Origin of the sequence: Enterobacter sp. HK-058-C-ECC (genome assembly GCF_047531125.1) — a bacterium.
GTDB classification, from domain to species: Bacteria; Pseudomonadota; Gammaproteobacteria; order Enterobacterales; family Enterobacteriaceae; genus Enterobacter; species Enterobacter quasiroggenkampii.
Window position 1 is genome coordinate 37565 of the sequence record NZ_JBLKCH010000010.1, and the last position, 24698, is coordinate 62262.

General features: G+C 57.3%; 26 protein-coding genes. 7 read left to right on the forward strand and 19 right to left on the reverse strand.

Annotated elements, in window-relative coordinates; translation table 11 throughout:
* The first annotated feature begins 20 nt into the window (after positions 1-20).
* A complete protein-coding gene (gene nrdG / locus ACMWJS_RS17850) occupies positions 21-485 on the forward strand; it encodes an anaerobic ribonucleoside-triphosphate reductase-activating protein (RefSeq protein ID WP_334755776.1) in 465 nt (154 codons plus the stop codon).
* A gap of 32 nt (positions 486-517) precedes the next feature.
* Here nrdG and ACMWJS_RS17855 read toward each other — a convergent pair whose 3' ends face one another.
* Genes ACMWJS_RS17855 through ACMWJS_RS17900 form a run of 10 tightly spaced genes read right to left on the reverse strand, consistent with a single transcriptional unit; the run spans position 518 to position 9092 of the window.
* On the reverse strand, positions 518-2428 hold the full coding sequence (locus ACMWJS_RS17855; RefSeq protein ID WP_048225373.1) for a BglG family transcription antiterminator: 1911 nt from the start codon (positions 2426-2428) through the stop codon (positions 518-520).
* A gap of 19 nt (positions 2429-2447) precedes the next feature.
* Positions 2448-3584 (reverse strand): lactonase family protein, encoded by a 1137-nt coding sequence (locus ACMWJS_RS17860; protein WP_262778607.1) that lies wholly within the window; start codon positions 3582-3584, stop codon positions 2448-2450.
* Between the two features lie 25 nt (positions 3585-3609).
* Positions 3610-4350: a 2-dehydro-3-deoxy-phosphogluconate aldolase gene (gene dagF, locus ACMWJS_RS17865; protein WP_023334305.1), complete on the reverse strand. Its 741-nt coding sequence runs from the start codon at positions 4348-4350 to the stop codon at positions 3610-3612.
* Positions 4347-5465, reverse strand: coding sequence for a DgaE family pyridoxal phosphate-dependent ammonia lyase (locus ACMWJS_RS17870; protein ID WP_045908053.1), 1119 nt, complete (start codon positions 5463-5465; stop codon positions 4347-4349). Before ACMWJS_RS17870 ends, dagF begins: the two co-directional genes overlap by 4 nt.
* On the reverse strand, positions 5449-6582 hold the full coding sequence (locus ACMWJS_RS17875) for an amidohydrolase/deacetylase family metallohydrolase (protein WP_262808864.1): 1134 nt from the start codon (positions 6580-6582) through the stop codon (positions 5449-5451). Before ACMWJS_RS17875 ends, ACMWJS_RS17870 begins: the two co-directional genes overlap by 17 nt.
* A 42-nt stretch (positions 6583-6624) precedes the next feature.
* Positions 6625-7266 carry a DUF4310 family protein gene (locus ACMWJS_RS17880; RefSeq protein ID WP_003856081.1) on the reverse strand — a complete coding sequence of 214 codons (642 nt, stop codon included), beginning with the start codon at positions 7264-7266 and terminating at the stop codon, positions 6625-6627.
* A gap of 13 nt (positions 7267-7279) precedes the next feature.
* On the reverse strand, positions 7280-8056 hold the full coding sequence (locus ACMWJS_RS17885) for a DUF4311 domain-containing protein (protein ID WP_008501408.1): 777 nt from the start codon (positions 8054-8056) through the stop codon (positions 7280-7282).
* A 22-nt stretch (positions 8057-8078) separates the two neighbouring features.
* Positions 8079-8378 (reverse strand): DUF4312 family protein, encoded by a 300-nt coding sequence (locus ACMWJS_RS17890; RefSeq protein WP_006810338.1) that lies wholly within the window; start codon positions 8376-8378, stop codon positions 8079-8081.
* A 2-nt stretch (positions 8379-8380) separates the two neighbouring features.
* Entirely contained in the window at positions 8381-8743 is a 363-nt protein-coding gene (locus ACMWJS_RS17895; RefSeq protein WP_023293430.1) for an SFCGS family glycine-rich protein, read from the reverse strand.
* Between the two features lie 10 nt (positions 8744-8753).
* Complete coding sequence (locus tag ACMWJS_RS17900; RefSeq protein ID WP_090393028.1) at positions 8754-9092, reverse strand: glycine dehydrogenase; 339 nt, start codon at positions 9090-9092, stop codon at positions 8754-8756.
* 418 nt (positions 9093-9510) lie between these two features.
* Here ACMWJS_RS17900 and ACMWJS_RS17905 point away from each other — a divergent pair, with 418 nt between their 5' ends.
* Entirely contained in the window at positions 9511-9666 is a 156-nt protein-coding gene (locus ACMWJS_RS17905) for a Hok/Gef family protein (RefSeq protein WP_196347103.1), read from the forward strand.
* A 69-nt stretch (positions 9667-9735) separates the two neighbouring features.
* On the opposite strand, the gene cybC is transcribed toward ACMWJS_RS17905, so the two are convergent.
* Together cybC and pmbA are read right to left on the reverse strand one after the other, a co-directional pair.
* Positions 9736-10122: a cytochrome b562 gene (gene cybC, locus ACMWJS_RS17910; protein WP_008501412.1), complete on the reverse strand. Its 387-nt coding sequence runs from the start codon at positions 10120-10122 to the stop codon at positions 9736-9738.
* A 38-nt stretch (positions 10123-10160) separates the two neighbouring features.
* A complete protein-coding gene (pmbA, locus tag ACMWJS_RS17915; RefSeq protein WP_032643854.1) occupies positions 10161-11513 on the reverse strand; it encodes a metalloprotease PmbA in 1353 nt (450 codons plus the stop codon).
* Positions 11514-11608: 95 nt separating this feature from the next.
* Here pmbA and yjgA point away from each other — a divergent pair, with 95 nt between their 5' ends.
* The gene (gene yjgA / locus ACMWJS_RS17920) at positions 11609-12160 is read left to right on the forward strand and encodes a ribosome biogenesis factor YjgA (RefSeq protein WP_008501414.1); all 552 of its coding nucleotides are present in this window, start codon (positions 11609-11611) and stop codon (positions 12158-12160) included.
* 77 nt (positions 12161-12237) lie between these two features.
* Here the strand turns inward: yjgA and mpl are convergent, their stop codons facing one another.
* Entirely contained in the window at positions 12238-13617 is a 1380-nt protein-coding gene (mpl, locus tag ACMWJS_RS17925) for a UDP-N-acetylmuramate:L-alanyl-gamma-D-glutamyl-meso-diaminopimelate ligase (protein WP_023345313.1), read from the reverse strand.
* Between the two features lie 197 nt (positions 13618-13814).
* Here mpl and fbp point away from each other — a divergent pair, with 197 nt between their 5' ends.
* Both fbp and ACMWJS_RS17935 read left to right on the forward strand, forming a co-directional pair.
* Positions 13815-14813 carry a class 1 fructose-bisphosphatase gene (gene fbp, locus ACMWJS_RS17930; protein WP_008501416.1) on the forward strand — a complete coding sequence of 333 codons (999 nt, stop codon included), beginning with the start codon at positions 13815-13817 and terminating at the stop codon, positions 14811-14813.
* Positions 14814-14963: 150 nt separating this feature from the next.
* Positions 14964-15320, forward strand: coding sequence for a helix-turn-helix domain-containing protein (locus tag ACMWJS_RS17935; protein ID WP_024907284.1), 357 nt, complete (start codon positions 14964-14966; stop codon positions 15318-15320).
* Here the strand turns inward: ACMWJS_RS17935 and ACMWJS_RS17940 are convergent.
* The 5 genes from ACMWJS_RS17940 to ytfQ form a co-directional block, all read right to left on the reverse strand.
* A complete protein-coding gene (locus ACMWJS_RS17940; protein ID WP_248222623.1) occupies positions 15292-16863 on the reverse strand; it encodes a methyl-accepting chemotaxis protein in 1572 nt (523 codons plus the stop codon). The two genes, ACMWJS_RS17935 and ACMWJS_RS17940, sit on opposite strands and share 29 nt — an antisense overlap.
* 218 nt (positions 16864-17081) lie before the next feature.
* Complete coding sequence (gene yjfF, locus ACMWJS_RS17945) at positions 17082-18083, reverse strand: galactofuranose ABC transporter, permease protein YjfF (protein ID WP_021240694.1); 1002 nt, start codon at positions 18081-18083, stop codon at positions 17082-17084.
* Positions 18070-19095 (reverse strand): galactofuranose ABC transporter, ATP-binding protein YtfT, encoded by a 1026-nt coding sequence (ytfT, locus tag ACMWJS_RS17950; RefSeq protein WP_181575560.1) that lies wholly within the window; start codon positions 19093-19095, stop codon positions 18070-18072. The genes yjfF and ytfT overlap by 14 nt, the downstream gene beginning before the upstream one ends.
* Positions 19096-19105: 10 nt before the next feature.
* Positions 19106-20608 (reverse strand): galactofuranose ABC transporter, ATP-binding protein YtfR, encoded by a 1503-nt coding sequence (ytfR, locus tag ACMWJS_RS17955; RefSeq protein ID WP_045908045.1) that lies wholly within the window; start codon positions 20606-20608, stop codon positions 19106-19108.
* Positions 20609-20713: 105 nt separating this feature from the next.
* Positions 20714-21670 (reverse strand): galactofuranose ABC transporter substrate-binding protein YtfQ, encoded by a 957-nt coding sequence (gene ytfQ, locus ACMWJS_RS17960; RefSeq protein WP_257756240.1) that lies wholly within the window; start codon positions 21668-21670, stop codon positions 20714-20716.
* Positions 21671-21979: 309 nt separating this feature from the next.
* On the opposite strand from ytfQ, the gene ppa reads away from it, so the two are divergent.
* A complete protein-coding gene (gene ppa / locus ACMWJS_RS17965) occupies positions 21980-22510 on the forward strand; it encodes an inorganic diphosphatase (protein ID WP_008501423.1) in 531 nt (176 codons plus the stop codon).
* Between the two features lie 214 nt (positions 22511-22724).
* Positions 22725-24308 (forward strand): methyl-accepting chemotaxis protein, encoded by a 1584-nt coding sequence (locus tag ACMWJS_RS17970; RefSeq protein WP_262821442.1) that lies wholly within the window; start codon positions 22725-22727, stop codon positions 24306-24308.
* A 43-nt stretch (positions 24309-24351) separates the two neighbouring features.
* Here ACMWJS_RS17970 and ACMWJS_RS17975 read toward each other — a convergent pair whose 3' ends face one another.
* On the reverse strand, positions 24352-24696 hold the full coding sequence (locus ACMWJS_RS17975; protein ID WP_014830431.1) for a gamma-glutamylcyclotransferase: 345 nt from the start codon (positions 24694-24696) through the stop codon (positions 24352-24354).
* Between the last annotated feature and the right edge of the window lie 2 nt (positions 24697-24698).

Sequence of the window (24698 nt, forward strand, 5' to 3'; positions counted from 1 at the left end):
CCCCGGCGTGGTTATTCGCGATGAACTATCACCAGTACTACCCCGTCGACATCGTCAACGGCCCCGGCACCCGCTGCACCCTGTTCGTCTCAGGCTGCGTCCACGAATGCCCCGGCTGCTACAACAAAAGCACCTGGCGCCTGAATTCCGGCAAGCCGTTCACCACGGAGATGGAAGATAAAATCATCAGCGACCTGAACGACACGCGCATTCACCGCCAGGGAATTTCGCTCTCCGGCGGCGATCCGCTGCATCCGCAAAACGTGCCGGATATTTTGAAGCTGGTGAAGCGCATTCGCCGCGAGTGCTCGGGAAAAGATATCTGGGTCTGGACAGGCTACAAGCTGGATGAGCTGAATGCACGGCAAATGGAAGTCGTGGATCTGATTAACGTGCTGGTCGACGGCAAGTTCATGCAGGATTTAAAAGACCCGGCGCTCATCTGGCGCGGCAGCAGCAACCAGGTTGTGCATCATTTGCGTTGATCAAAGGCGGATGTTATCCATCCGCCCTTATCTCAAAAACGACTCAAACTCTCCATCGCCACCGCCTTAAATCCGGCAAAATCCTCGCAGCTACAGAGACGTGACATCGCCCGCTCGCGCAGGAAGGTGACGAAGATATCGTAAATCGCCATCGCCTCTTCATATTCGCTTTTGCTGATGGCAAGCAGGAAGATGACGTGCGCGGTTTCGTCGCCCCACTGCACGCCGTGCGGAGCCAGCACGGTGTAGACCACCGTTTTCTGCGCCAGCAGGCCGAGGGAGTGCGGCAGCGCGATGCCGTCGCCGAGCATGGTGCTGACGATAGCTTCACGCTCAACAACCGAATCCAGAAACTCCGCGCCAACAAAGCCTTCGGCCTCAAGCTGTTCACACAGCTCGCGGAACAGGGTCTGCTGATCGATCGGCTTGTCGATAATGCGGAAATGGGCCGCGTCGAAGTATTTATCCAGCATCCACGGGCGGGTGCGGTCCACCAGCACCAGTTTGCCAATCTGTTCTAACTGATAGTCGGTCGGGAATGGGGCGATCATCACCACCGGTTTTGACTTTTCGCTGACGCGGGCGGTGGCGATCACAAAGTCTTCGCCAATCGTTTCCGCCAGCTCGTACTCGCGCAGGGTGAGCGTGCGCGTCACCTCAATCTGCGGGTATTTACGCTGCAGCACCGCCTCAATCATGCGCACCATCGCATTACCGGCGTCGCATACCAGCAGCACGCGCGGCTGACGCTGGTAGCCAATGTTGTAGTGGCGCTCCAGCCCGACGCCAATATGCAGCACCAGGAAACCAATCTCGTTTTCGCTGATCACATACGGCGTGTATTTGCCCCAGCTCGACACTGCGGCCAGCGTCATGTCCCACGCCATTGGGTAGTGCTGCTTGATGTTATCCAGCAGCGGATTGGGGATCATGATTTGATACCGCACGCGGGTGATCATGGTTTTAATATGCGTCAGCAGATCCGCGTGCAGCTGCGCGTCACTAAGCAGGTTGTAGTTATAGTGGGTGTTGATGTAGCGCAGGATGTAGTTGACCAGCGCTTCATCGTCATCGGCATTAATCGCGCTGGGCGCGATCTCCTGGATCTGCCGCGCCGCAATGTGCACGCACAGCCAGCTCTCCTCCGACGGCGAAAGCGTTTTGCCCGCCAGCTGCTGGATGGTCACCGCGATATCCTTCGCCGCCTCGCGCACGTTCTCTTCCACGTCTTCGGCATGGAATTCCGGCAGCGGATAACCTTCGCTGATGCGACGTACCGACACTGCGCAGTACAGGCGCAGGAACAGCTCGCCTTCATCAGTCAGGCGAATGTGGTGACGCGTCAAGGCGTCGTGCAGCACCGGCACCATCTGCTCCGCCACGCCCGCATTCAGCGCCACGTCGGTCACCAGCGGGTTCAGGCTGTCCTGCTGCGCCAGCTCCCAGAGCAGATCGGTCAGGCACGCGCGGGTCGACATCTCGCTGCCAAACAGCTTCATCCCATGGCGCGGACGGGTTTCCAGCGTCAGGTTGTAACGATGAAACCACTCGCGCACCTCCGCCATGTCGCTTTGAAGCGTGGCGCGGCTGACGAACCACTCGTCCGCCAGATCCTCCAGCTTAAGCGAAAACGCCGAGGTGAGAAAACGCACCACCAGATAATGCACGCGCTCCGGCCCGGTCCGTGGGATACGCAGCGCGCGCGGGTGGGATGCCTGAAGCTGCTGATAGCGCTCGGCATCCTCAATTTTGAGCTGGTAGCCGTTTCCCCGGCTCAGGATAAACTGCGCGCCGTGGCTGGCCAGCAGCGCGTTCAGGGCGGTGATATCTGCACGGACGGTTCGCGTGGAGACCGACAGCCGCTGCGCCAGCTCGTCCTGCGGCAGCGTCTCGTTTTGCAACAGATCGAAAAGTTGCGCTAAACGTTGGTTCGGAAATCGCACGTCGTTGTCCTCTAACAGCTTAAGGTGAAATGACCATCTGGGATGGGCTGCCGACCGGGGTATAGTCCGGTTCGAAGCTCAATTTCCCGTCCTGCGCCACGCGGAAACGGGTAATGTTGTCGCTGCGCTGGTTCATGACGTACAGCCAGCGTCCCTGCTTATCGAGCGTCAGGGTGCGGGGATAATCACCACGCGTCCACACGTCATCCTGATGCGTCAGCGTGCCCTCTGCTGTTACGGTAAAGTGCCCGATGCTGTTATGCAAACGGTTAGCCACATACAGCTGCCTGCCATCGGCGCTTAATGCGAGCCCGGCAGCAAAGCTGGTGCCTTTGTAACCTTCCGGCAGAGCAGAGACCGTTTTATCCTCTTTCAGGGTGCCGTTGGCGTTCACGGTATACCGGGTGAGCGTAGACGCCTCTTCGTTAATCAGCCACAGGGCATCGCCCTTCGGCGTAAAGACAAAGTGGCGCGGCCCGGCGCCTTTCGAGGAGGCGCTGATAAACGGCGGGTCGTTCGGCGTCAGCTTTCCTGTCCGATCGTCAAAACGGTACTGATAGATGCGATCCAGCCCCAGATCGGTGGAAAACACGTACTTCCCGCTCGGATCGGCGGCGATCATGTGCGCATGGGGGCCGTTATGATCGCTGATCGCGAAACTGCCCTCCGCAGCAGCTTCGGGCTTCGCCGCGCCCGGTTCGCCTTGATCCTGATGTTTGTCCGTGGCTTCACCCAGGCTGCCGTCTGCGTTGACGGGTAAAACGGCAATTGAGCCGCTGACATAGTTCGCCACCAGCAGATGCTGGCCGTTCGGCGTCAGGGAGAGATACACCGGCCCGGCACCGCCGGAGGCCACCTGATTGAGCTCGCTCAGCTCACCGTTATCGCCGACGCGCAGCGCCTGCACCACGCCCTGCTCCACTTCACTTGCCAGATACAGCGTTTTGCCGTCCTGTGAAAGGGTCAACTGCGCCGCATTCGGCAGTTTGCTCACCAGCGTTTTATCGTTCAGCGCGCCGGTTTGCGGGTTAACAGTAAAACGGTACAACCCTTCACCGTTCGGATTATAGGTACCCACCCAGGCATATTGCGTCTGGGCGACAGCGGCGGTGGCGAGCATCGAGAGTGAAGCGACAAGCAAGGTACGGGTGTGCATGGTGGCTCCTGTATATATGTGAGTTCTACTTCACCAGCTTCTTCGTCATCGCCAGCAGGGTACGCACATCTTCCGGACGCGTATCACCGCTGGCTTTGTCGATAATCGAGCTGTAGATATGCGGGATGATTTTGCTCACGCCCGCGTCGAGGGCGATCTGCAGGATCTCCTCATAGTTTTCCAGATCGATACCTCCGGTCGGCTCCAGCCAGAAGTCGTGACGGGCGCAGGCTTCCGCCACCGCTTTGTACTCGTCACGGCACTTCAGGCCGCCCATCGGGAAGTATTTGATAGAGCTGCCGCCGAAATCTTTCAGCAGGGCAATCGCCGTTTCAACCGGCACGATGCCGTCCGGCGCTGCGCTGCTCAGCGGGCCGGTGGAGATTTTAACCATCCCGACGGTGCCGGTCGGGGAGACCAGACCGTTGACCACGGAGTCGTTCTGTCCCAGCAGCGCGCGGCTGGTAGCCACGCCGGTAAAGACCTGGTTGACGTGCTGCGGCTGCACCTGACGGGAGATCTCGCTCACCATCGCCGACTGGTTCGGGTCGCCCGCGCCCAGCCCAACGGAGAGCGCGTTATCAATCAGCGCCGCGTACTCGCGCATATCCGCTACCGCGCTGGCCACGTCCGGGTAATTTTTGGAGAGCACGCCCACCAGCACATGACCTTCCGCCGCCTCGTAGATGGCGCTGGCGTTGGCTTTCGACCCTGCCAGCACGTTCAGACAGACGCGGTCACGGTAAAAGTTGGGGGTCAGTTTCATGCGTTTTTCTCCTGTCCTAACACTTCGCTAATGCGGCGGTACACGATGTTCAGCTGATCAGCATTCACGCTGCGCACATCCGCTTCGATAATCCCTTCGTTGGCCTTGTAGCCACGGAAGTAAATGGCGTATTCACCCTGCTTCAGCTTCGCCACCAGGTCACCCGTGCCGACGCCGGTGGTGGCTTCGTCAAATTTAATCTCGGTGCGGGCGATGTCGCGTCCGGCGCTGTCCCAGACCACGCGCGCGGTCACACCGTTCAGGGTGTTGAGCGCCTCGATAAACGGCGTCATTTTCGCCACCATCTCGGCGCCGCTCTCTTTGGTGGCCGTCAGATAGTGTTCGATGGCGCAGGTCAGGCCAAGAATGCCCTCTTTACCCACCTTCATGGCGCGGCCAATCCCCGCCGTCTGGCGTTTGACCCACTCAACATACTGGGTTTTGCCGATCACCAGCCCGCTGGTTGGGCCTTCGATCGCCTTCGCGCCGCTGTAGATCACCAGGTCCGCACCGGAGCGGTAGTAAACATGCAGATCTTCTTCCGCCGCGGCATCGACGATGAGCGGCAAGTCGTGTTTACGCGCAACAACGGCCGCCTGCTCGACGCTGAGCATGCTTTTCTGCACGCAGTGGTGAGATTTGATATAGAGGATCGCCGCCGTGCGCGGGGTGATCGCCGCCGCCAGCTGATCGGCAGAACATTCGTTGGCGTAGCCCGCCTCCACCAGCCTACCGCCGCCCAGCGCTACCATGGTGCCCACCGGCGCGCCAAAGTTCACGTTGTGGCCTTTCGGCAGGACGATTTCGTTGTTCTCAATTGGGGTAACGTGCAGATTTTCCAGCAGCCAGTCGCTGTCTTTGACCAGCACCGCCGCAACGGACTGGGCAATGCCCGCCGACGCGCAGGAGACGACCGTCGCCCCTTCCACGTCCAGCAGCTTCGCGATGTACTCCCCGGTTTTATTGACCAGATCCTTCATCTCGAAATAGTGATTCATGCCGTCCATCGCCGCCTGCACCACCTCCGGGCGCGGCGTGGAGACGCCCAGCGCCGTCATGCGGCCAGAGGTGTTGATAACCTGCTTTAAATGGTACTTCTCATAAATCGAAGGCATTTTCCGTGCTCCCTTGTTCGGTCATGTAGCCCTTGCCCGCGCGGATCGCGGCAAGCGGCACCAGAATGTGTTCAGCCTGCAGGCTGTCGTTTTCGGCATCCGTCAGCACCGTCGGCTGACGTTTGAGGATGAATAGCGTCAGGTCGGCGTCGAGACCCGGCTGAATGCGGCCCTTGCGCGTCAGGCGCAGGCCGTCGGCGGCGTTCGCCGTGACGCAGTCAATCACCTGCGGCAATGACATGCCGATGGCGAGAAACTTCGACATCACGCTTGCCAGCGAGCCTACCGGGCCGTTGATGCGGTTGCGGCAGTAGATATCTGAGCTGATGGTGTGCGGCAGAATGCCCATCGCGATGGCGCGTTTTGCCACCTCAAAGCTAAAGCTCGCCGTGCCGTGCCCCACGTCCAGACGCACGCCGCGCTTCAGGGCAGAGGAAATGGAGGCGCGCAGCTCGCCCGAGGGCGTCAGAATGCGGTTAGGCTTGCCGTTGTAGCAGTGGGTGATGATGTCGCCCGAACTCAGGAGTTCGGCGATTTCATCGAGATTTGGCGGGTTGTTGCCGATGTGCACCATCAGCGGCAGGTCGCCGTTCTCTTTCTGAATCGCTTTCGCGCGCTCCAGCGGCGTGATGCCGTTTTCACCGACCACGCTGCTGCTCATACGCGCCTTCAGGCCGACGATAAAATCAGGGTGGCGCTTCACCGCCTGCTTCACCGCGTCGGCATCAACATTGGCCATATTGGCCAGCTCGTTCTGGGCAATCAGCCCTACGCGGGAGATGTTCAGCAGAGCAAAAACCTCGGTGGAGGCCTTGCGGGTGATCTCATAGAAATCATCCACGTCGTCGGCGCCGGTGCTGCCCGCGTCCACTACGGTGGTGACGCCGGTGGCAACGCCCACGCTGTCGGGTTCGTCGTGGTAAATCGGGGAGTTCGGGTAGCAGTGTACGTGGGAGTCAATCCAGCCTGCGCTGACGAACACTTCACCGTTCAGCTCAACCGTTTTATGCGCGGGCGCGTTAATCTCGCCCAGCGCCGCGATTTTCCCGTCCTGAATGGCGATATCGGTCAGGGTATCGTCGGTGAGGCGCGCACAGCGCAGGAGTAAATCAAACATGAGGATCTCCTGATAAGGCGGGCGCCAGCGCGCCCGCGGGTATTAAAGGGCAACCGGGAACAGCCAGCCCAGAATCATCGCGCCGAGGATAGCGCCACCGGTAATCGGCTTCTGCCAGATGTAGAACAGCAGCGCGCCCACCAGCGAGCCGACGCCGATTGGAATGGAGGCGGTCATGGCGCTGAGGATAATCAGCGGCCCGAGGAAGCGGCCGGAGGCGTTGCCCGCGCCCATCATCACGTCTGCGCCGTAGGTGGAGTTGCTCTGGTTGATGGTGAACTTACGCGCCAGGATGATGACGTAGCCAATCGCCAGACCAATCACCAGGCCGGTGATCAGCGAAGCGATGAAGTTGGTCACCGGGAACATGATCCCCGCGCCCAGCAGCAGCGCCGGTACGCCGAGGCCTACGCCGGTCTGGATCGCCCCGCCGATATCAAGAATACCGACCAGCGACCCTTCGATAATACGGGCGAACAGGAAGCTCGCGCCAAACGCTGCCACCGCGCCGTAAACGCCGGTATCAATGCCCGCTTTCAGCATCGCCACGAAGGCCACTTCGTTAAACGCGCCGATGCCGTAGAGGTAGTACATGTGCGTCCCGGCAAACACGCCGGAGGAGAGCAGGCCAACGAAGATCGGGAACGACCAGTCGGCATACCAAAAACCTTTATTCTGTTCCATTTAGAGGCTCCTGTTATTTACCGCTGAGCGAGTTGTGGATCATGTCGAGCCAGTTCGGCACGGTCAGATGGAAGGATTCGATCATCTTCATGTCGAAGCCGCGGAAGAAGCCGCTCAGCACGAAGAGCAGCACGATAGCCGCCATCATCACTTTGGTGACGTGGTTCCAGCCGCTCTCTTCCACGCCTTTCCCGATCAGGATCCCCAGCACCAGGCCCGGTACGGCGTTGCCCATAATCAGTTGCGCCGCGCCGCCGAAGATGGTGGCCCAGAAGCCCGATTTTTTACCCGCATCGATGGCCGCCAGCCAGAAGATCACCGGCATCACGGTGTTCACCAGCAGGTTTGCCGCCGGCACCAGCACCTTCACGGCGGTGACCTGAAGCGCAGCGGGAACGGAGGAGGCGGTCAGGTTAAGGAAGGTCACGACGATCATGCCGATCACGCCGCAGGCAATCGCCATTTTGCGCGGATCGTGCAGCGTTTCGCCGACGTTACGGTTTTTGATCATCAGTGCAGCCGCACCCCAGTTCGGGATGATGCGGTGGTCAACGTCCTGTGTGAAAGCCCCTGCGGCCACGGAAGAGGCCCAGGCGTTAAAGAAGAAACCTAACCCAAAGGAGAAGTGGGACGCCGGATCCCCTTCACAGGAGTTCAGTTCCCCCAACGTACGAAACGCGCCCATACCCTGAGTGGTAGGCGCATGAAACATGCGTGCAGCCCCGGCGCCCACACCGACGCCAACCAGGCCGCCAATGATGAGCGATTTTATTAATATAATTAAGAACATCAGTCTGCCCTTTTATGAATAATCAGCGTTGCGTGACGAAATCCACCTGGTCGAGATTGATGGCTGTCACGTTGACGGTCACATCCAGCTCCACGCTGTAGGTGCGTCTTTCCCGGCGCAGAAAGAAGAACAGAAACGCTTCTTTACGCACCGCTTCTTGCGCCTGAACGACCTGCACATCCTGTGGCTCAATACGCAGTAAGATATGCGGTGAGGCTTTCATCACCGCGGCCTGAACGTGGTTGAGCGCGTCGGCAAAGGCGCGCGCTTTGGCGTCGCCCTTCCCCTTCACTCTCACCGTGGTTGTGAACTGTTCTTTCATGCTTATGCGCCGTATTTCTTCTGCCACGCCTGTACCAGACGCTCGCCAAGCTCTTCTTTATCCATAAAGCCAAAGCCCAGCACGTTGCAGCCTTCGTTGATGGCGGTCACGCCCTCTTCCACGGAACGCATGCCGTATTTGGCTTTGTAGCCATACTTGGTCTGGGCGGTGATGGCACCCGCGCCGCCGCTGCCGCAGAAGGAGATGCCGAAGGTGGCGTTTTCCGCTTTCATTACGTCGCCCAGCTTCATGTCTGCCGCCATGCCCGGCACAACCACCGCGCGTCCACCTGCTTTTTCCACACCGGCAGCCACTTTCTGACCTTTACCCAGGCGATCGCCAATCACGACTGTAATCTGTTCCATGTGTTGCTCCTTAAAGGTTGTCTTTTGCGACTTCAAAGTGAACGGAGAGCAGCCAGGCTTCTTCATCAGGAAGGTTGCCAAACTGCGCGACCACTTCACGGGCAAGCCGCATTGAATCCGGTGAAATTTCGTCAAACAGCTCTGCTTCAACCTCCGGCAGCGGCTCGCCGGTCACGGACCGGTGCGCCATGGCGCGCACGTGGGAGGTGAGCATCTGCTCCTGTACTGCATTGGGGATGATGTTGTGCCGGGCCAGCAGGGCATAGACCTGCTGCAGCATGGTGTTTGCGAGTTGATCTGTTTGCACCGCCTGTTCCCCAACGTCGTTCATTACCGCTCCGTTAATCACTGGTCTTACCCCGTTAATGGCTCTGGATTAAAACTAACGGTGGGAGGGACGGGTTTGTAGCGAGTTGTTTTCCACTTCGAAGTGGAAAGGCGAGCCGCAGCAGTGATCTGTGCCACATAAATGCGCCGAATCTGGATAAATCGATGCATTCGCGTGATGAATATCACGCTATTACGCGGCAACGAATGGGTAAGCAGAGTGGAAAAGATTCCGAGCAGGCTCGTAGAAATGTGACGTGGATAAGGTTTTCTTATGGGGATTCGCTAGAGTGGCGACGGGTGCTTGAGACTGACCGTCTCAGGCATGGGACGGAAAGTGGAAAGCCCCTACCTGAATTTAAATCAGGACGGGGCTGTAAACGACACGTCTAGCCACGTGATGTTTGCTACCTCGCCCGCTTTACAGCAAGGAGGCATCCATGAAACGCAGAAACCCAAGTATCGGGGTTTTGATGATTATTGCTTTGACAATAATCATCTTAACGCTGGTGACGAGGAAAACACTGTGCGAAATCCGTTTTCGAAACGGCTCGCTTGAAGTGACAGCGCGGATGGATTGTCGCTCCGGCAAGTAGGGAGCAAGGATGCGGGGGCGCGTCATGCGCCTCCGCATACGGGGAAGGACGTACAGCTCAGGCACCCAATTAACGATACTTTTTGTGATACGTGTTGCGCGTGGTCACAAACTGCTCGGCCGCCGCCTGGGCCTCTTTCACTTTGCCTTCGTTAGCGAGCTTCAGCGCGCCGTCGATCTGGCCGACCAGCACGTCAAAGCCGTGGCGGTAGTCTTTCATCTCTGCACTGTCTGCCGCTTTGCTTTCCAGCTTTGGCGGCGTCGCTTTTTGGGCGTCCAGCGCCGCTTCACGCATTTTGGTCAGCGCGTCTTTCATTTCCGCCGCATTGTCGGTTTTCTGCACCACCTTCAGGTTTTGACCGAGGATGCCCATGTCGTCTTCAAGATCGGCAGCAAACGCAGAAGAACCAAGAACCAGCGTTGAAGCTGCGACGATCGCTAACAGATGTTTACGCATTGCTCACTTCCTTTTTTATTATTAACAAAACGCTATCTTTATTGTCCGGCGATTTTCATTTCCGGAAGTAATACAGAACCACACTGTATATTGCTGCGTGTTTCAATATCGTTACCGACCGTAACGATATTGCGCCACATATCCTTCAGATTGCCAGCGATGGTAATTTCGCTCACTGGATACTGGATTTCACCGTTTTCCACCCAGAAGCCCGCCGCACCGCGAGAGTAGTCTCCGGTGATGCCGCTGACGCCCTGACCCATCAGCTCGGTCACCACCAGACCGGTGCCCATCTCCTTCAGCATCTGCTCAAAGTTGAGGCCCTGCCCGGCAATGCGCCAGTTGTGAATACCGCCCGCGTGCCCGGTGCTTTTCAGCCCCAGCTTGCGCGCAGAGTAGTTGGTCAGCAGCCACTGGGTCAGCACGCCGTCTTTGACAATGTCACGACGCTCGGTGCGCACGCCTTCGCTGTCGAACGGCGTGGAGGCCAGCCCTTTCAGCAGGTGCGGATGTTCTTCGATGGTCAGCCATTCCGGCAGGATCTGCTTGCCCAGCGAGTCGAGCAGGAAGGTTGATTTACGGTAAACGGAGCCGCCCGCAATCGCGCCCACCAGATGGCCAAACAGACCGGTCGCCACTTCATTGGCAAAAATCACCGGCGCTTTCATGGTGGAGAGTTTACGCGGCGACAGGCGAGACAGCGTGCGTTCGGCACACTCTTTTCCTACCCACTCCGGAGACTGCAAATCCCCCAGCGCGCGGCCAATGGTGTAGGCGTAGTCGCGCTCCATGTCACCGTTCTCTTCGGCGATGACGCAGCTGGAGAGCGAGTGGCGGGTAGAGCAGTAGCCCTGCAGCATGCCGTGGCTGTTGCCAAAGACTTTGATGCCGTAGTGGCTGTTAAAGCTGCCGCCTTCGGTATTGGTGATGCGCTTGTCGGCCTGCAGGGACGCCTGCTCGGCGCGGGCAGCCAGTTCGATCGCTTCGTCCGGCGTGACTTCTGCCGGGTGGAACAGATCGAGATCCGGCGCGTCAAACGCCAGCAGATCTTTATCCGCCACGCCGGCGTAAGGATCCGGCGAGGTGTAACGGGCGATATCCAGCGCGGCCTGCACCGTACGGGCGATGGCATCCGGACTGAGATCGGTGGATGACGCACTGCCTTTGCGATTCTGGTGGTATACCGTGATACCCAGCGCGCCGTCGCTGTTGAATTCAACATTCTCCACTTCGCCATAGCGGGTGCTCACGCTAATGCCGGTGGTTTTGCTGACCGCCACTTCGGCGCCATCTGATTTTTCTGAAGCAAGCATCAGCGCGGTGGAGACGGCTTCTTCCAGAATCTTACGCTGCGCTTCAACTTGTGAGGTTACTTTCATCGCAAATGCCATACTGTAAGAGAGAGTTAACTGAAGTCTAACAGAGAACCGTTTTTCAGTGCGCGTCTTAACTGGTAACATTAGCCTCTTTTTTTAAGGAGCCTGACATGACTAAGCAGCCCGAAGACTGGCTCGACGACGTTCCCGGTGATGACATCGAAGACGAAGATGATGAGATCATCTGGGTCAGTAAAAGTGAAATTAAACGTGACGCCGAAGAGTTAAAACAGCTTGGCGCGGAAATGGTAGAACTGGGTAAAAACGCGCTGGATAAGATCCCGCTCGACCAGGATCTGCGCGATGCCATTGAACTGGCACAGAAAATCAAAAAAGAAGGCCGTCGTCGCCAGCTTCAGCTTATCGGGAAAATGCTGCGTCAGCGCGATGTTGATCCGATCCGCCAGGCGCTGGACAAGCTGAAAAACCGCCACAACCAGCAGGTTGCACTGTTCCACAAGCTGGAGCAGATCCGCGATCGTCTGATTGAACAGGGTGATGACGCCGTACCGGAAGTGCTGAACCTGTGGCCGGATGCCGACCGCCAGCAGCTGCGTTCCTTGATCCGCAACGCGAAGAAAGAGAAAGAAGGGAATAAGCCGCCGAAGTCTGCGCGCCTGATTTTCCAGTATCTGCGCGAGCTGTCTGAGAACGAAGAGTAATCCGTTCCCCTCACCCCGGAGGGGCGAGGTGGAAAAGAACGTAGGCCCGGTAAGCGTGAGCGCCACCGGGCTTTTTTTTACGCCTCGGCGGCCGCTTCCGCTTTCTTCGCCAGCCCGTCCAGCAGCTTCTGATGGATCCCACCAAAACCGCCGTTGCTCATCACCAGAATATGGTCGCCAGGCTGAGCGGCTTTCACCACCATATCCGCGAGCGCATCCACATCTGCGCTCCAGTGTGCCGGCTGAATGCAGGCATCGGCCACTTCCGCGACCTGCCACGGAATATGCTGCGGCTGCAGCAGGAAGACTTCATCGGCACGTCCTAACGACGGCGCGAGATCGTCTTTGCAGATGCCCATCTTCATGGTGTTCGAGCGTGGTTCCAGCACCGCCAGAATGCGCGCGGTACCGCCAACTTTGCCACGCAGGGCGGCAAGCGTGGCCAGAATGGCCGTTGGGTGGTGCGCGAAATCGTCATACACGGTGACGCCGTGAGCTTCACCGCGCAGTTCCAGACGGCGACGGGCATTGATAAACGAGCCCAGCGCATTCGCCGCATCCGCAGGCTGAACGCCCACGTGACGCGCTGCAGCAATCGCCATCAGGCCGTTGTGCATATTGTGTTCGCCCACCAGGCCCCACTTCACCTCACCCACCTTTTCACCGTCGAGCAGCACTTCCCACTCGGAGGCATCGGCATTGAGTTTCTTCGCCTGCCAGTGGCCCTGCTCGCCCACCAGCTCCTGCTCGCTCCAGCAGCCCATTGCCAGGGTCTGCTTCAGGTTAATGTCGTTTTCCGGCAGGATGATGCGGCCCTGGCCTGGAACTATGCGCACCAGGTGGTGGAACTGTTTCTGAATGGCCTTCAGGTCGTCAAAAATATCCGCGTGGTCAAACTCAAGGTTATTGAGGATCAGCGTGCGCGGGCAGTAATGCACGAACTTAGAGCGCTTGTCGAAGAACGCGCAGTCATACTCGTCGGCTTCGATCACAAAGAACGGGCTGTCCCCCAGGCGCGCAGAAACGTCAAAGTTGCCCGGTACGCCGCCGATGACGAAGCCCGGCTTATAGCCGCAGGCTTCGAGGATCCAGGTCGCCATGCCGGCGGTGGTCGTTTTGCCATGGGTACCGGCAACGGCAACCACCCAGCGGTCACGCAGGACGAAGTCATGCAGCCACTGCGGGCCGGACATGAACGGAATATTGCGTTCCAGTACCGCCTCAACGCACGGGTTGCCGCGGGTCATGGCGTTGCCAATGATCACCAGATCCGGCTCAGGATCCAGCTGGCTGGCATCGTAGCCCTGAATTAAAGCTATGCCCTGTTTCTCCAGAAGTGTGCTCATTGGCGGATACACATTGGCGTCCGAACCTGTCACCTCATGGCCCAGCGAGCGCGCCAGCATTGCCAGTCCGCCCATGAAAGTGCCACAAATCCCCAATATATGAATGCGCATACGTCACTATCCTTCTTCAATGTGGCGCACATTTTACTCACATGTCAGCGGGTGTGAAACGCATTTCAGGAAAATCCGTATCCTGCTGGCGCGATTCACCTCTGCGCTACTATTTGAATATTTGTTAAGATTGTTGGGCTTTAGTCGTTTTAGTGAACATACAATCGCTCTACTCACAAAGATGCAGGGAAAGTGTTATGAAAACGTTAGGTGAATTTATTGTCGAAAAGCAGCACGAGTTCTCTCATGCTACCGGTGAACTCACTGCTTTGCTGTCGGCAATAAAGCTGGGCGCTAAGATCATCCACCGTGATATCAACAAGGCCGGTCTGGTCGATATCCTGGGTGCCAGCGGTGCCGAGAACGTTCAGGGCGAGGTTCAGCAGAAACTCGATCTGTTCGCAAATGAAAAACTGAAAGCTGCACTGCGCGCGCGCGACATCGTTGCGGGTATCGCCTCCGAAGAAGAAGATGAAATTGTTGTTTTCGAAGGGTGTGAACACGCGAAATACGTTGTTCTGATGGATCCGCTCGACGGCTCCTCCAACATCGACGTTAACGTTTCTGTCGGTACCATTTTCTCCATCTACCGCCGCGTCACGCCTGTTGGCACGCCGGTGACCGAAGAAGATTTCCTGCAGCCGGGCATTAATCAGGTTGCTGCCGGTTACGTGGTTTATGGCTCTTCCACCATGCTGGTGTACACCACCGGGTGTGGAGTGCACGCCTTTACGTACGATCCTTCCCTGGGCGTTTTCTGTCTGAGCCAGGAACGCATGCGCTTCCCGGAGAAGGGTAACACCTACTCCATCAACGAAGGCAACTACATCCGCTTCCCGAACGGCGTGAAGAAGTACATCAAATTCTGCCAGGAAGAAGATAAAGCGACGCAGCGCCCTTACACGTCCCGCTATATTGGCTCCCTGGTCGCGGATTTCCACCGTAACCTGCTGAAAGGCGGCATCTACCTCTACCCAAGCACCGCCAGCCACCCGGACGGGAAACTGCGTCTGCTGTACGAATGCAACCCGATGGCGTTCCTTGCCGAACAGGCGGGCGGCAAGGCGAGCGACGGTAAAGAGCGTATTCTGGAGATCGTGCCAGAAAGCCTTCACCAGCGCCGTTCATTCTTCGTCGGCAACAACCACATGGTTGAAGACGTCGAACGTTTCATCCGTGAATACCCGGACGCATAATCCCTCTCTTCAGGGGAGCCGATCCGGCTCCCCTGGTCATTTATATATTTTACCGTATAAGTGTTTATAAAAAACATGCTTTAATCTTCGCCACTGCTCCTGCATTATTTCCATAACAGTTTGACAGATATTTCGTGGAGCAGAATCGCAATGAAAAATTATTCCCGTGCTAATACCGGTATTGATTTAAATCTTATCCCTGTATTTATTGAAATCGTCCGCTGCGGCAGCATGGCAAAGGCCTCTTTGCGTCTGGAGATGTCCCGTCCTGCGGTGAGTCTGGCATTAAAGCGTTTTAATCAACTCTTTGATGAGCCGTTATTTTTCCGTAAAGGTTTATATCTTGAACCGACTGAAAAAGCGTTAGCCTTAACCAGCTCGCTGGAAATATTAATGGGTGAAATTCACGATAATATCGGGGCGCTTAATTCCGGAAGGAATAAAACCCCGGCACAGAACGTACCGGGGCTGGGTAATATTATGCCGCGTTCTGAGTCGTCACTTTGAATGATGACATGGCTTCCATCAGCTGACGCGACTGCTCCTCAAGGGAGCGGGTCGCGGCGGAGGATTGCTGCACCAGCGCCGCATTCTGCTGCGCGGTTTCGTCCATCTGATTCACCGCAATATTCACCTGCTCAATGCCGCGGCTCTGCTCATGAGACGCGGTCGCAATCTCACGCATCAGTTTGGTCATACGCAGCACTTCGGTTGCGATCTCGTCCATCGTTTCGCCAGCCTGCTGGGCCAGCTCGCTGCCCTCGTTAACGTGGGTCTGCGAGTCGCCGATAAGCGTTCGAATCTCTTTCGCCGCGTCGGCGCTGCGGCTGGCAAGGTTGCGCACCTCGCCCGCGACGACGGCAAAACCGCGCCCCTGCTCGCCCGCACGCGCCGCTTCCACGGAGGCGTTAAGCGCCAGAATATTGGTCTGGAAGGCAATGCCGTCGATGACGCTCAGGATGTCAGCGATACGCGCCGAACTGCCGGAGATATCGCGCATTTTTTCAATCACGTAGCAGACCATTTCACTGCCGTGATCGGCCGTGTCGGACACCGATTTCGCCAGCTGGTGCGCCTGCTCGGCGTTATCGGCGTTGAGCTTCACCGTGGCGGTGATCTGTTCCATGCTGGCCGCCGTCTGCTCCAGCGACGTGGCGGTGGATTCCGTACGCTCGGCGAGATCGCGGTTTCCCAGCGTCAGCTCGCGGCTGCCGGTGTCAATCTGCGCGCTGGCATCGCGTACCCGCAGAACCGAGTTCATCAGCGACTGACGCATCTCCTCTATCACCGCGTTAAGGCGGTTAAACTCCTGGCTCGCGGGCGCAGCCAGCGTATGGGTTAAATCGCCCGCTGCCACATTCTCCAGTTGAGCAATCGACGCCGAGAGCGGCTTGAGCAGCATATGGCGCAGCGCCAGCCAGGCCAGCACAATAATGCCCGCCGTCAGCAGCGCTGCGACGATAATCAGGATCAGGACGTGGGTTTTGCTCGCCTGCACGGCACTCACTTCCGCCAGACCTCGCGCTTCGCTCCATTTCTGAAACGCCTGCATGTCATTATCGAACGTTGACGCCAGCGGGATCAGCGTCTTCTCCAGCAGATCGTAATACCCGTCCGCGCTCTGGTCATTGAGGGTTTTCAGCATCGGGTTGATCCCCTGCTGGGTATACGCCCCCAGACTGGCCGCCACCTTATTGAGCAGCTGTTGCCCCTGCTCGTCAGCCACGCCGCCGTCGATCACGCCCTTCAGCGTTTTCTGGGCCAGAGCGACTTCCTGGTTGATGTTTTTTACCGCGTTGGCCGCATCGTCCAGCATGCCGATTTCCATCATGCGGACGGCCTGACCCGCTTCATTGCGCGCGCGCAGGATCAGCGTATAGCCTGAATTAAGCTGCACCATCTGCTCACCCTGAAGGTGATTAATACGCTGCAGCGAAGAAGAACTCTGTGTGAGGGCATAAATGCCAATGCCGCTGACAATCAGCAGCAGAAGGGTCATAACGGCCAGTAAAGAGAGCAAGCCGGTACGAATCGATAGCGTTTTCAGCATGATATTATTTCCGGTAGCGAGATATTTCTGGGCATAAAAGAAGAGTATCGGCCTCTACCGGAAAATGTTTATACACGTCATCCTTCAAGCTGCCTCTGCGTTGGCTGCGTCTGCTCACCCCAGTCACTTACCTAAGTAAGCTCCTGGGGATTCTCAGACTTGCCGCCTTGATGCAGCTTGAATGATTTAGTGTATAGACTTTAAGCAAATTCAGCGTGTTATCGCTCTGTTACCGATGTGTTTACGCGGGTAACAGGCGAGCTTTGACGGTTCTCCCAGAGCACCGTCAGACCACGCTGCAGGGCAATAAAAATAAACAGCAGAATGCCGATGGCGATCTTCGTCCACCACGAGCTGAGCGTGCCGTCAAAGTTGATATAGGTTTGTATCAGCCCCTGAATCGCCACGCCGAACAGCGTCCCCAGCACCGTCCCCACGCCGCCGCTGAGCAGCGTACCGCCGATGACCACAGAAGCAATCGCATCCAGCTCAACGCCCACGCCTGCGAGGGCATAGCCCGCCTGGGTGTATACCGAGAAGACGATACCTGCCAGCGTCGCCAGGCCGGTCGAGAGCATATAGATGCGGATGGTGGTGCTGCGGGTCGAGATCCCCATCAGGTTAGCCGACGTGGCGTTGCCGCCAATGGCGTAAACCTGATTGCCAAACCGGGTACGGTGAGCAAGGAAGATGCCAATGACGACCACGCCCAGCATCAGCAGCCCCATCGCGCTCAGGCGGCCGCCGCCGGGGATCTTCCACGCCAGGCTGGAGAGCGTGTCGTACACCGGATGGTTAATCGGGATCGACTCTTCCGACACCAGGTAGCTCACCCCACGGAGGAAGAACATTCCCGCGAGGGTAATAATAAACGCCGGAATCTTTAACGCGTCGATCAGCAGCCCCATAAAGGCGCCAAACGCGCAGCCCATCACCAGCACCAGCGGAAACGCCACCAGCGGTGAGATGCCCCAGAAGCCGATCGCTTTCGCGAGGAATACGCCCGTAAACGCGATCACCGAGCCGACGGAGAGGTCGATCCCGCCGGAGAGGATCACAAAGGTCATGCCGACGGCGATGATGCCTAAAAAGGCGTTATCGGTCAGGATATTGCAGATCACGCGCGTCGAGGCAAAACCGGGGAACTGCGTCAGACAGTAGAGGTAGCCCAGCACAAACACGCCCAGCGTGATCATTAGCGGTAAATTACGTTTTATCATGGCCACGGATCCCCTTAATGATGCTGACAAAGCGCGGCGACTGGACGATCAGCACGCAGAGCACGACCACCGCTTTCACCACCTGGTTGAGTTCCGGCTGGAAACCGGAGAGCAGGATCCCGGTGTTCATGCCCTGAATGATCAGCGCGCCGATCACCGAGAGCAGCAGGTTAAATCGTCCGCCCATCAGCGACCCGCCGCCGATGACCACCGCCAGGATCGCATCCAGCTCCAGCCAGAGCCCGGCGTTGTTGGCATCGGCTCCGCGGATATCCGCTGCGACGATCACCCCGGCGATGGCGGCGCAGATACCGCTCAGCACGTAGGTCAGCATCACCATCAGCCGCGTGTTGACCCCGGCGTTGCGCGCGGCGCGGATGTTGATCCCGACGGCCTCAATGAACATGCCCAGTGCCGTTTTGCGGGTGAAAAGCCAGAACACCACTAACGTCACCAGGGCAATAATCACCGGCGTCGGGAAGAACAGAAGGTTGCCGCTGCCGAGCCACGCCAGGCTCGGTGAGTTGAAGGTAACAATCTGGCCGGAGGTAATCAGCTGCGCGACGCCGCGCCCGGCCACCATTAAAATCAGCGTGGCGACAAAGGGCTGGATTTTCAGGACCGCCACCAGAATGCCGTTCCATAACCCGGCCAGCACGCCGGTACCTAAGGCTGCCAGCAGGACCACCGGCAGGCTGTGCCCGGCCACGGTCATGGAGGCGGCCGTGGCCCCGGCGATAGCCATCACCGCGCCGACGGAGAGGTCAATCCCGCCGGTGGCGATCACCAGCGTCATCCCGATGGCCAGCAGCGCCACGGGCGCGGCACGGTTTAAAATGTCTATCGGGCTGCCAAACAGGCGGCCATCCTGCACGATGATCTGGAAGAAATGCGGGGCAACCAGGCTATCAACCAGCAGCACCACCAGCAGCGCCGCGATTTGCGGCGTGCCGGTCGGCCAGCTGAAGCGGCGCTTTGACTCACCGGTTTGCGAAAGCGAACGGGACATCACGATTCACTCCTTATGCCGCGATGGCATTCATGATCGCCGGAACGGACAGCTTATCCAGCGGGATCTCTGCCACCTGTTTACGATCGCGCATGATGATGACGCGATCGGCATAACCCACCAGCTCTTCCAGCTCGGACGAAATGACCAGCAGCGCCAGACCGTCAGCGCACAGGGTCTCGATAAGCCGGATAATTTCGGCGTGCGCCCCCACGTCAATGCCGCGGGTCGGTTCGTCGAGGATCAGGAACTGGGGTTTGGTCAGCAGCCAGCGCGACAGCAGCACTTTCTGCTGGTTACCGCCGGAGAGAAATTCAATGGGCTGTTCCGCGCTCGGGGTGCGGATGCCGAGCTGGCGGATAAAGCGTTCGGCAATGGCGTTCTGCTCTTTGCGAGGGATCGGCCGCAGCCAGCCGCGCTGGGCCTGTAGCGCCAGAATGATATTTTCCCGCACCGAGGCCGCGGCAATAATGCCGTCCGTTTTCCGGTCCTCCGGGCAGAAGCCGACGCCGAGACAGGAAGCCTGATGCGGCGATCGCAGGGTTTGCGGTTTGCCCTTGATCAGCGCGCTGCCGCTGTCGGCGGGCTTGATCCCGAAGATCACCTCGGCGGTCTCGGTTCGACCCGAGCCTAACAGGCCCGCCAGCCCGACAATTTCGCCTGGCCGCACCTCAAGGTTAAACGGCGAGATGACCCCTTTTTTACCGTAATCGCTGAACGCGGCGACCGGCTTCTCGCTCAGCAGCGTGCGGCCCGCGCGCTGAAGGGCGTTGGTCTCCAGCTCACGGCCCAGCATCATTTTGACCAGCTCGATCTGCGGCAGCTCGCGGGTTTCGCGGCAGCCGACAAAGCTGCCGTTGCGCAGCACCGTAATGCGGTCGCTCACCTCATACACCTGATCGAGGAAGTGGGTAACGAAGATCAGGCTGACGCCCTGATCGCGCAGCTGGCGCATCAGGGTAAAGAGCATCTCCACCTCCTGGGTATCGAGGCTGGCGGTGGGTTCGTCGAGGATCAGCACCTTTGCGGAGAGATCGATCGCGCGACAAATGGCGACGATCTGCTGCATCGCCACGGAAAAGCGGTTCAGCGGCTCGCGGACGTCGAGGGAGAAGCCGTAGGATTCCATCAGCGTTGTCGCCCGCGCCTCCATCTCTTTACGGCGCAGCAGGCCAAAGCGTCGTGGCTCACGGCCAATAAACAGGTTATCCGCCACCGACATATTCGGCAGCAGGTTCACTTCCTGATAGACCGTCCCGATCCCCAGCTGCTGGGCATGGGCGGTGTTTTTGGGTGAAATGGCGTTGCCTTCCAGCCAGATGGTGCCGCGGTCAGCGTGATAAACACCGGTCAGGGATTTAATCAGCGTCGATTTTCCCGCGCCGTTTTCGCCCAGCAGCGCCATGATCTCCCCGCGCCGCAGGCTGAAATCAACGTTATCCAGCGCCTTTACGCCGGGAAAGAATTTACTCAAGCCCTCTGTGCGGAGGATTTCCTGGTGTTGTTCAGTGGTCATGGTTTCCCCCTGCATCAAGCCGGATGGCGCTACGCTTATCCGGCCTACAAAAGAGCGTATCGTAGGCCGGGTAAGCGCAGCGCCACCCGGCATGTTCAGACAAGCTTAGTAGCCCATATTTTTCTTCTTCTCTAACTCTTCTTTCGCCGTATCAGGCAGGTAGAGCGTGGACTTGGTGACCGTCACTTTCTCCGGCATCGTGCCGTCTTTCTTGAATTTCTCCAGCGCGTCGAATGCCGGGCCCGCCATGTTTGGCGTCAGCTCCACGCTGGCGTTGGCTTCGCCGTCGATCATCGCTTTGTAGATGTCCGGCACGCCGTCGATAGAGCCGGTGAGGATATCTTTGCCCGGCTTCAGGCCCGCTTCTTTAATGGCCTGAATCGCACCGATCACCATGTCATCGTTGTGGGCGTAAACCATGCAGATGTTCTTGCCGTTGTTTTCAGCCTTAATGAAGCTCTCCATGACCTCTTTACCTTTGCTGCGGGTAAAGTCGCCGGACTGAGAGCGGATAATCTTGATGTTTGGCGCTTTCGCGATGGCTTCAGCAAAGCCTTTTTTACGGTCGATGGCCACGCTCGCCCCGACGGTACCCTGCAGTTCAACGACGTTACACGGCTTGCCGTCGACCTGTTTTACCAGCCAGTCACCAATTAACTGCCCTTCCAGCACGTTGTTGGCCGTCACGGTGGTCATATAGAGAGATTTGTCTTTGACGTCGATGGAACGATCGAGCAGGAAGACCGGGATCTCAGCGTCTTTCGCTTCCTTCAGGACGGGCTCCCAGCCGGTCGCCACGACGGGGGCAATAAAGATGGCATCCACGCCCTGGGCGATAAAGGAGCGCACGGCTTTAATCTGATTCTCTTGTTTTTGCTGACCATCGGCGATTTTCAGGGTAATACCGCGTTTCTTAGCTTCGCTTTTCGCCACGTTGGTTTCTGCCGCTCGCCAGCCAGATTCAGAGCCGACTTGCGAAAAACCTACGGTTAAGGGAGCGGCCATCGCCATAGACGACATGGCTGCCGAAACGGCTGTGACCAGGAGTAAGCGCTTCCACATATGAACGTCCTCGTAGGGTGAGTTATTGTTGGTTAAAAGATGTTCTGCGGAATGACTATAGCCCATGAAATATGTAACGAATTGCGTTACATCACACTTCAGAAAAGTGAATAAAACGTTAATCACAAGTTTGTAATCGCTTTCATTTCTCCATGAAAAATGCGGCTGAGTTTATGGATTTTTCTGTCATGGAATCGGTCTGAAAAGTGGGAAGAACGTGGAGAGAAGGCGAAAACAGGCGGAGACATTCAGCGCGAGTTGGCTATAATACCTGCCACTTGTTTACCATCCATTTTAAAGGACACCGACATGAGCTTACTCAACGTCCCAGCGGGTAAAGAACTGCCAGAAGACATCTACGTAGTTATCGAAATCCCGGCTAACGCAGATCCGATCAAATACGAAGTGGACAAAGAGAGCGGCGCCCTGTTCGTAGACCGTTTCATGTCTACCGCGATGTTCTATCCGTGCAACTACGGTTACATCAACCACACCCTGTCTCTGGACGGTGACCCGGTTGACGTGCTGGTCCCAACGCCATACCCACTGCAGCCAGGCGCAGTTATTCGCTGCCGTCCCGTTGGCGTGCTGAAAATGACCGACGAATCCGGTGAAGATGCGAAGCTGGTTGCGGTACCGCACACCAAGCTGAGCAAAGAATACGATCACATCAAAGATGTGAACGACCTACCAGAGCTGCTGAAAGCGCAGATTACTCACTTCTTCGAGCACTACAAAGACCTCGAAAAAGGCAAGTGGGTTAAAGTTGACGGCTGGGACAACGCAGAAGCAGCGAAAGCGGAAATCATCGCCTCTTTCGAACGCGCTGCTAAGAAGTAATTCTTACTGTCGATTAAAAAAAGCCCCGCATGCCGGGGCTTTTTGTTACCCTGAAACTGTCACAAAAACGTCATAAAGAGATTTTATCTCGCAATATTAATTAGATATCGCTTTTTACCTGCCCTATCCCCTCTTCCCCCTTTAAAGTCTGCCTGCCGCAGGTCGATACCTCCCGTGATATGAGCACAATCGCGTTTTCACATAACAGGAAATCATGAAACTCAACACACTCACCATTGGACAGCGACTTGGCATTCTGGCGTCGCTTCTGTTGCTTGCAACGCTTTTTATTGGCCTGCGTGGCCTGCTGATCAATAGCGACAGTCAGGCGCAGAACGAACAGATTATGGCCATGGAACAGACCATCACCAGCAGCATCGATACCGCCCGCAATGCTCAGGTACAATTCAAAATTCAGGTCCAGGAGTGGAAGAACACCCTGATTCGTGGTGCTCAGGGACAAGAAGCGTTCGATAAATACAAAAAGGCCTTTGTCGCAGAAAGTCAGAACACGCAGGCACTACTGACCCGGCTAAGTGAGCTTCTGCCGAAAATTGGCATGGATAATCGACAAGTTCTGGCAACGCGCGACATCCACGCCGGGCTGGAACAGAAATACCTGGCGGCACTGGCTACCTACCAGGTGGGAGATCCCACCAGCGCCCAGCGAGTGGACAAACAGGTTACAGGGATTGACCGCGAGCCGACAAAGATGATCGACAACGTTGTGGCCCATACGCTGCAGCATGCCCAGGCTATTCATGAGCAGACCATCGCCATAAACGAGGCGCAGTACCAGAAAACGAAATGGATGCTGATACTGGCAATGGTTCTCACACTGGCCGCCGGGATGCTCATTACCTGGTGGCTGATTCGAAGCATTACTCTTCCGCTGGCACAAGCTGTCACCATAGCACGTACCGTTGCCGCCGGTGATTTGCAGTCCCGCTTTACCGTGGCCGGTCGAGATGAAACGGCTGAGCTCATGCGCGCTCTGCAGGAGATGAATGACAACCTCACTCGCATTGTCTCTGGTGTACGAAAAGGTACCGAAACCATCGCCACCGCATCAGCGCAGATTGCCAGCGGTAGTCATGAGCTTTCCTCGCGCAACGAAGCACAGGCCAGTGCCCTGGAACAAACCGCAGCATCCATGGAGGAGCTGACGTCAGTTGTAAAAAGCAATGCAGAACATTCACGCACAGCCAGCGATCTTGCCCGTAATGCCCGCCAGGTAGCCCGCCAGGGAGAAGAAGCCGTTGAACGTGCAATGCACACCATGAGTGAAATTCATAATTTCTCCAGCGAGATCAACTCCATCATCAGCATGATCGACAGTATTGCCTTCCAGACCAATATCCTGGCGCTAAACGCTGCAGTTGAAGCGGCGCGTGCAGGTACTGAAGGCCGCGGTTTTGCCGTCGTTGCAGCAGAGGTGCGCGCCCTGGCGCAACGATCAGCTGCCGCCGCCAAAGATATCCGTATTCTGATCGACCGCTCTGTTAACCGAATTGATGAAGGGAACGGGCAGGTGCAGCAGGCCGGTGCAGCGATGGCCGATATTCTGCATAGCGTAAGTAAGGTGAGCGAACTGATTGAAGCGATCTCGCATGCCAGCCATGAACAAAGCACGGGTATCGATCAGGTCAATGTGGCAGTGACGCACATGGATACAGCCACGCAGCAAAACGCAACCTTGTCACAGGAATCTGCCGCCGCAGCGCAGGCTATGCATCGACAAGCAGAACAGCTTCTGGAATCGGTGCAGATATTCAAGCTGCGTCACGACGCCGTTTAGCCCGTAAAAAAACAACGCCACCTCACGGTGGCGTTGTTTTTTTTCAGTACTGGTCTCTGTCTAACCAGTTACCGCTTACAATCCGCGTTAACCCTTCGACCGGACGCTGGTAGACATACATCCACGCACTTCCGTACGGCGTCTGGATCAACTGGCGCGCGTATTCACCGCCCCTGGTGCGCAAGGCATCAAGTTCGGCAAGTGTCGCGTTATCAATACGATAAACTTCACCCTGTACTGTTCCTTCGCCGGGAACCGCGCCTGGATAGTGGCCCAGGCTGTACAACTGGTAGTTCTCGATATTGTAATTCCCCAGCAGCAGGGCATTGGTCATCCAGTGACTGTTGCCTTGCTTGGTTCGTAAACTGCCGTAGACAAATATTCGCATTG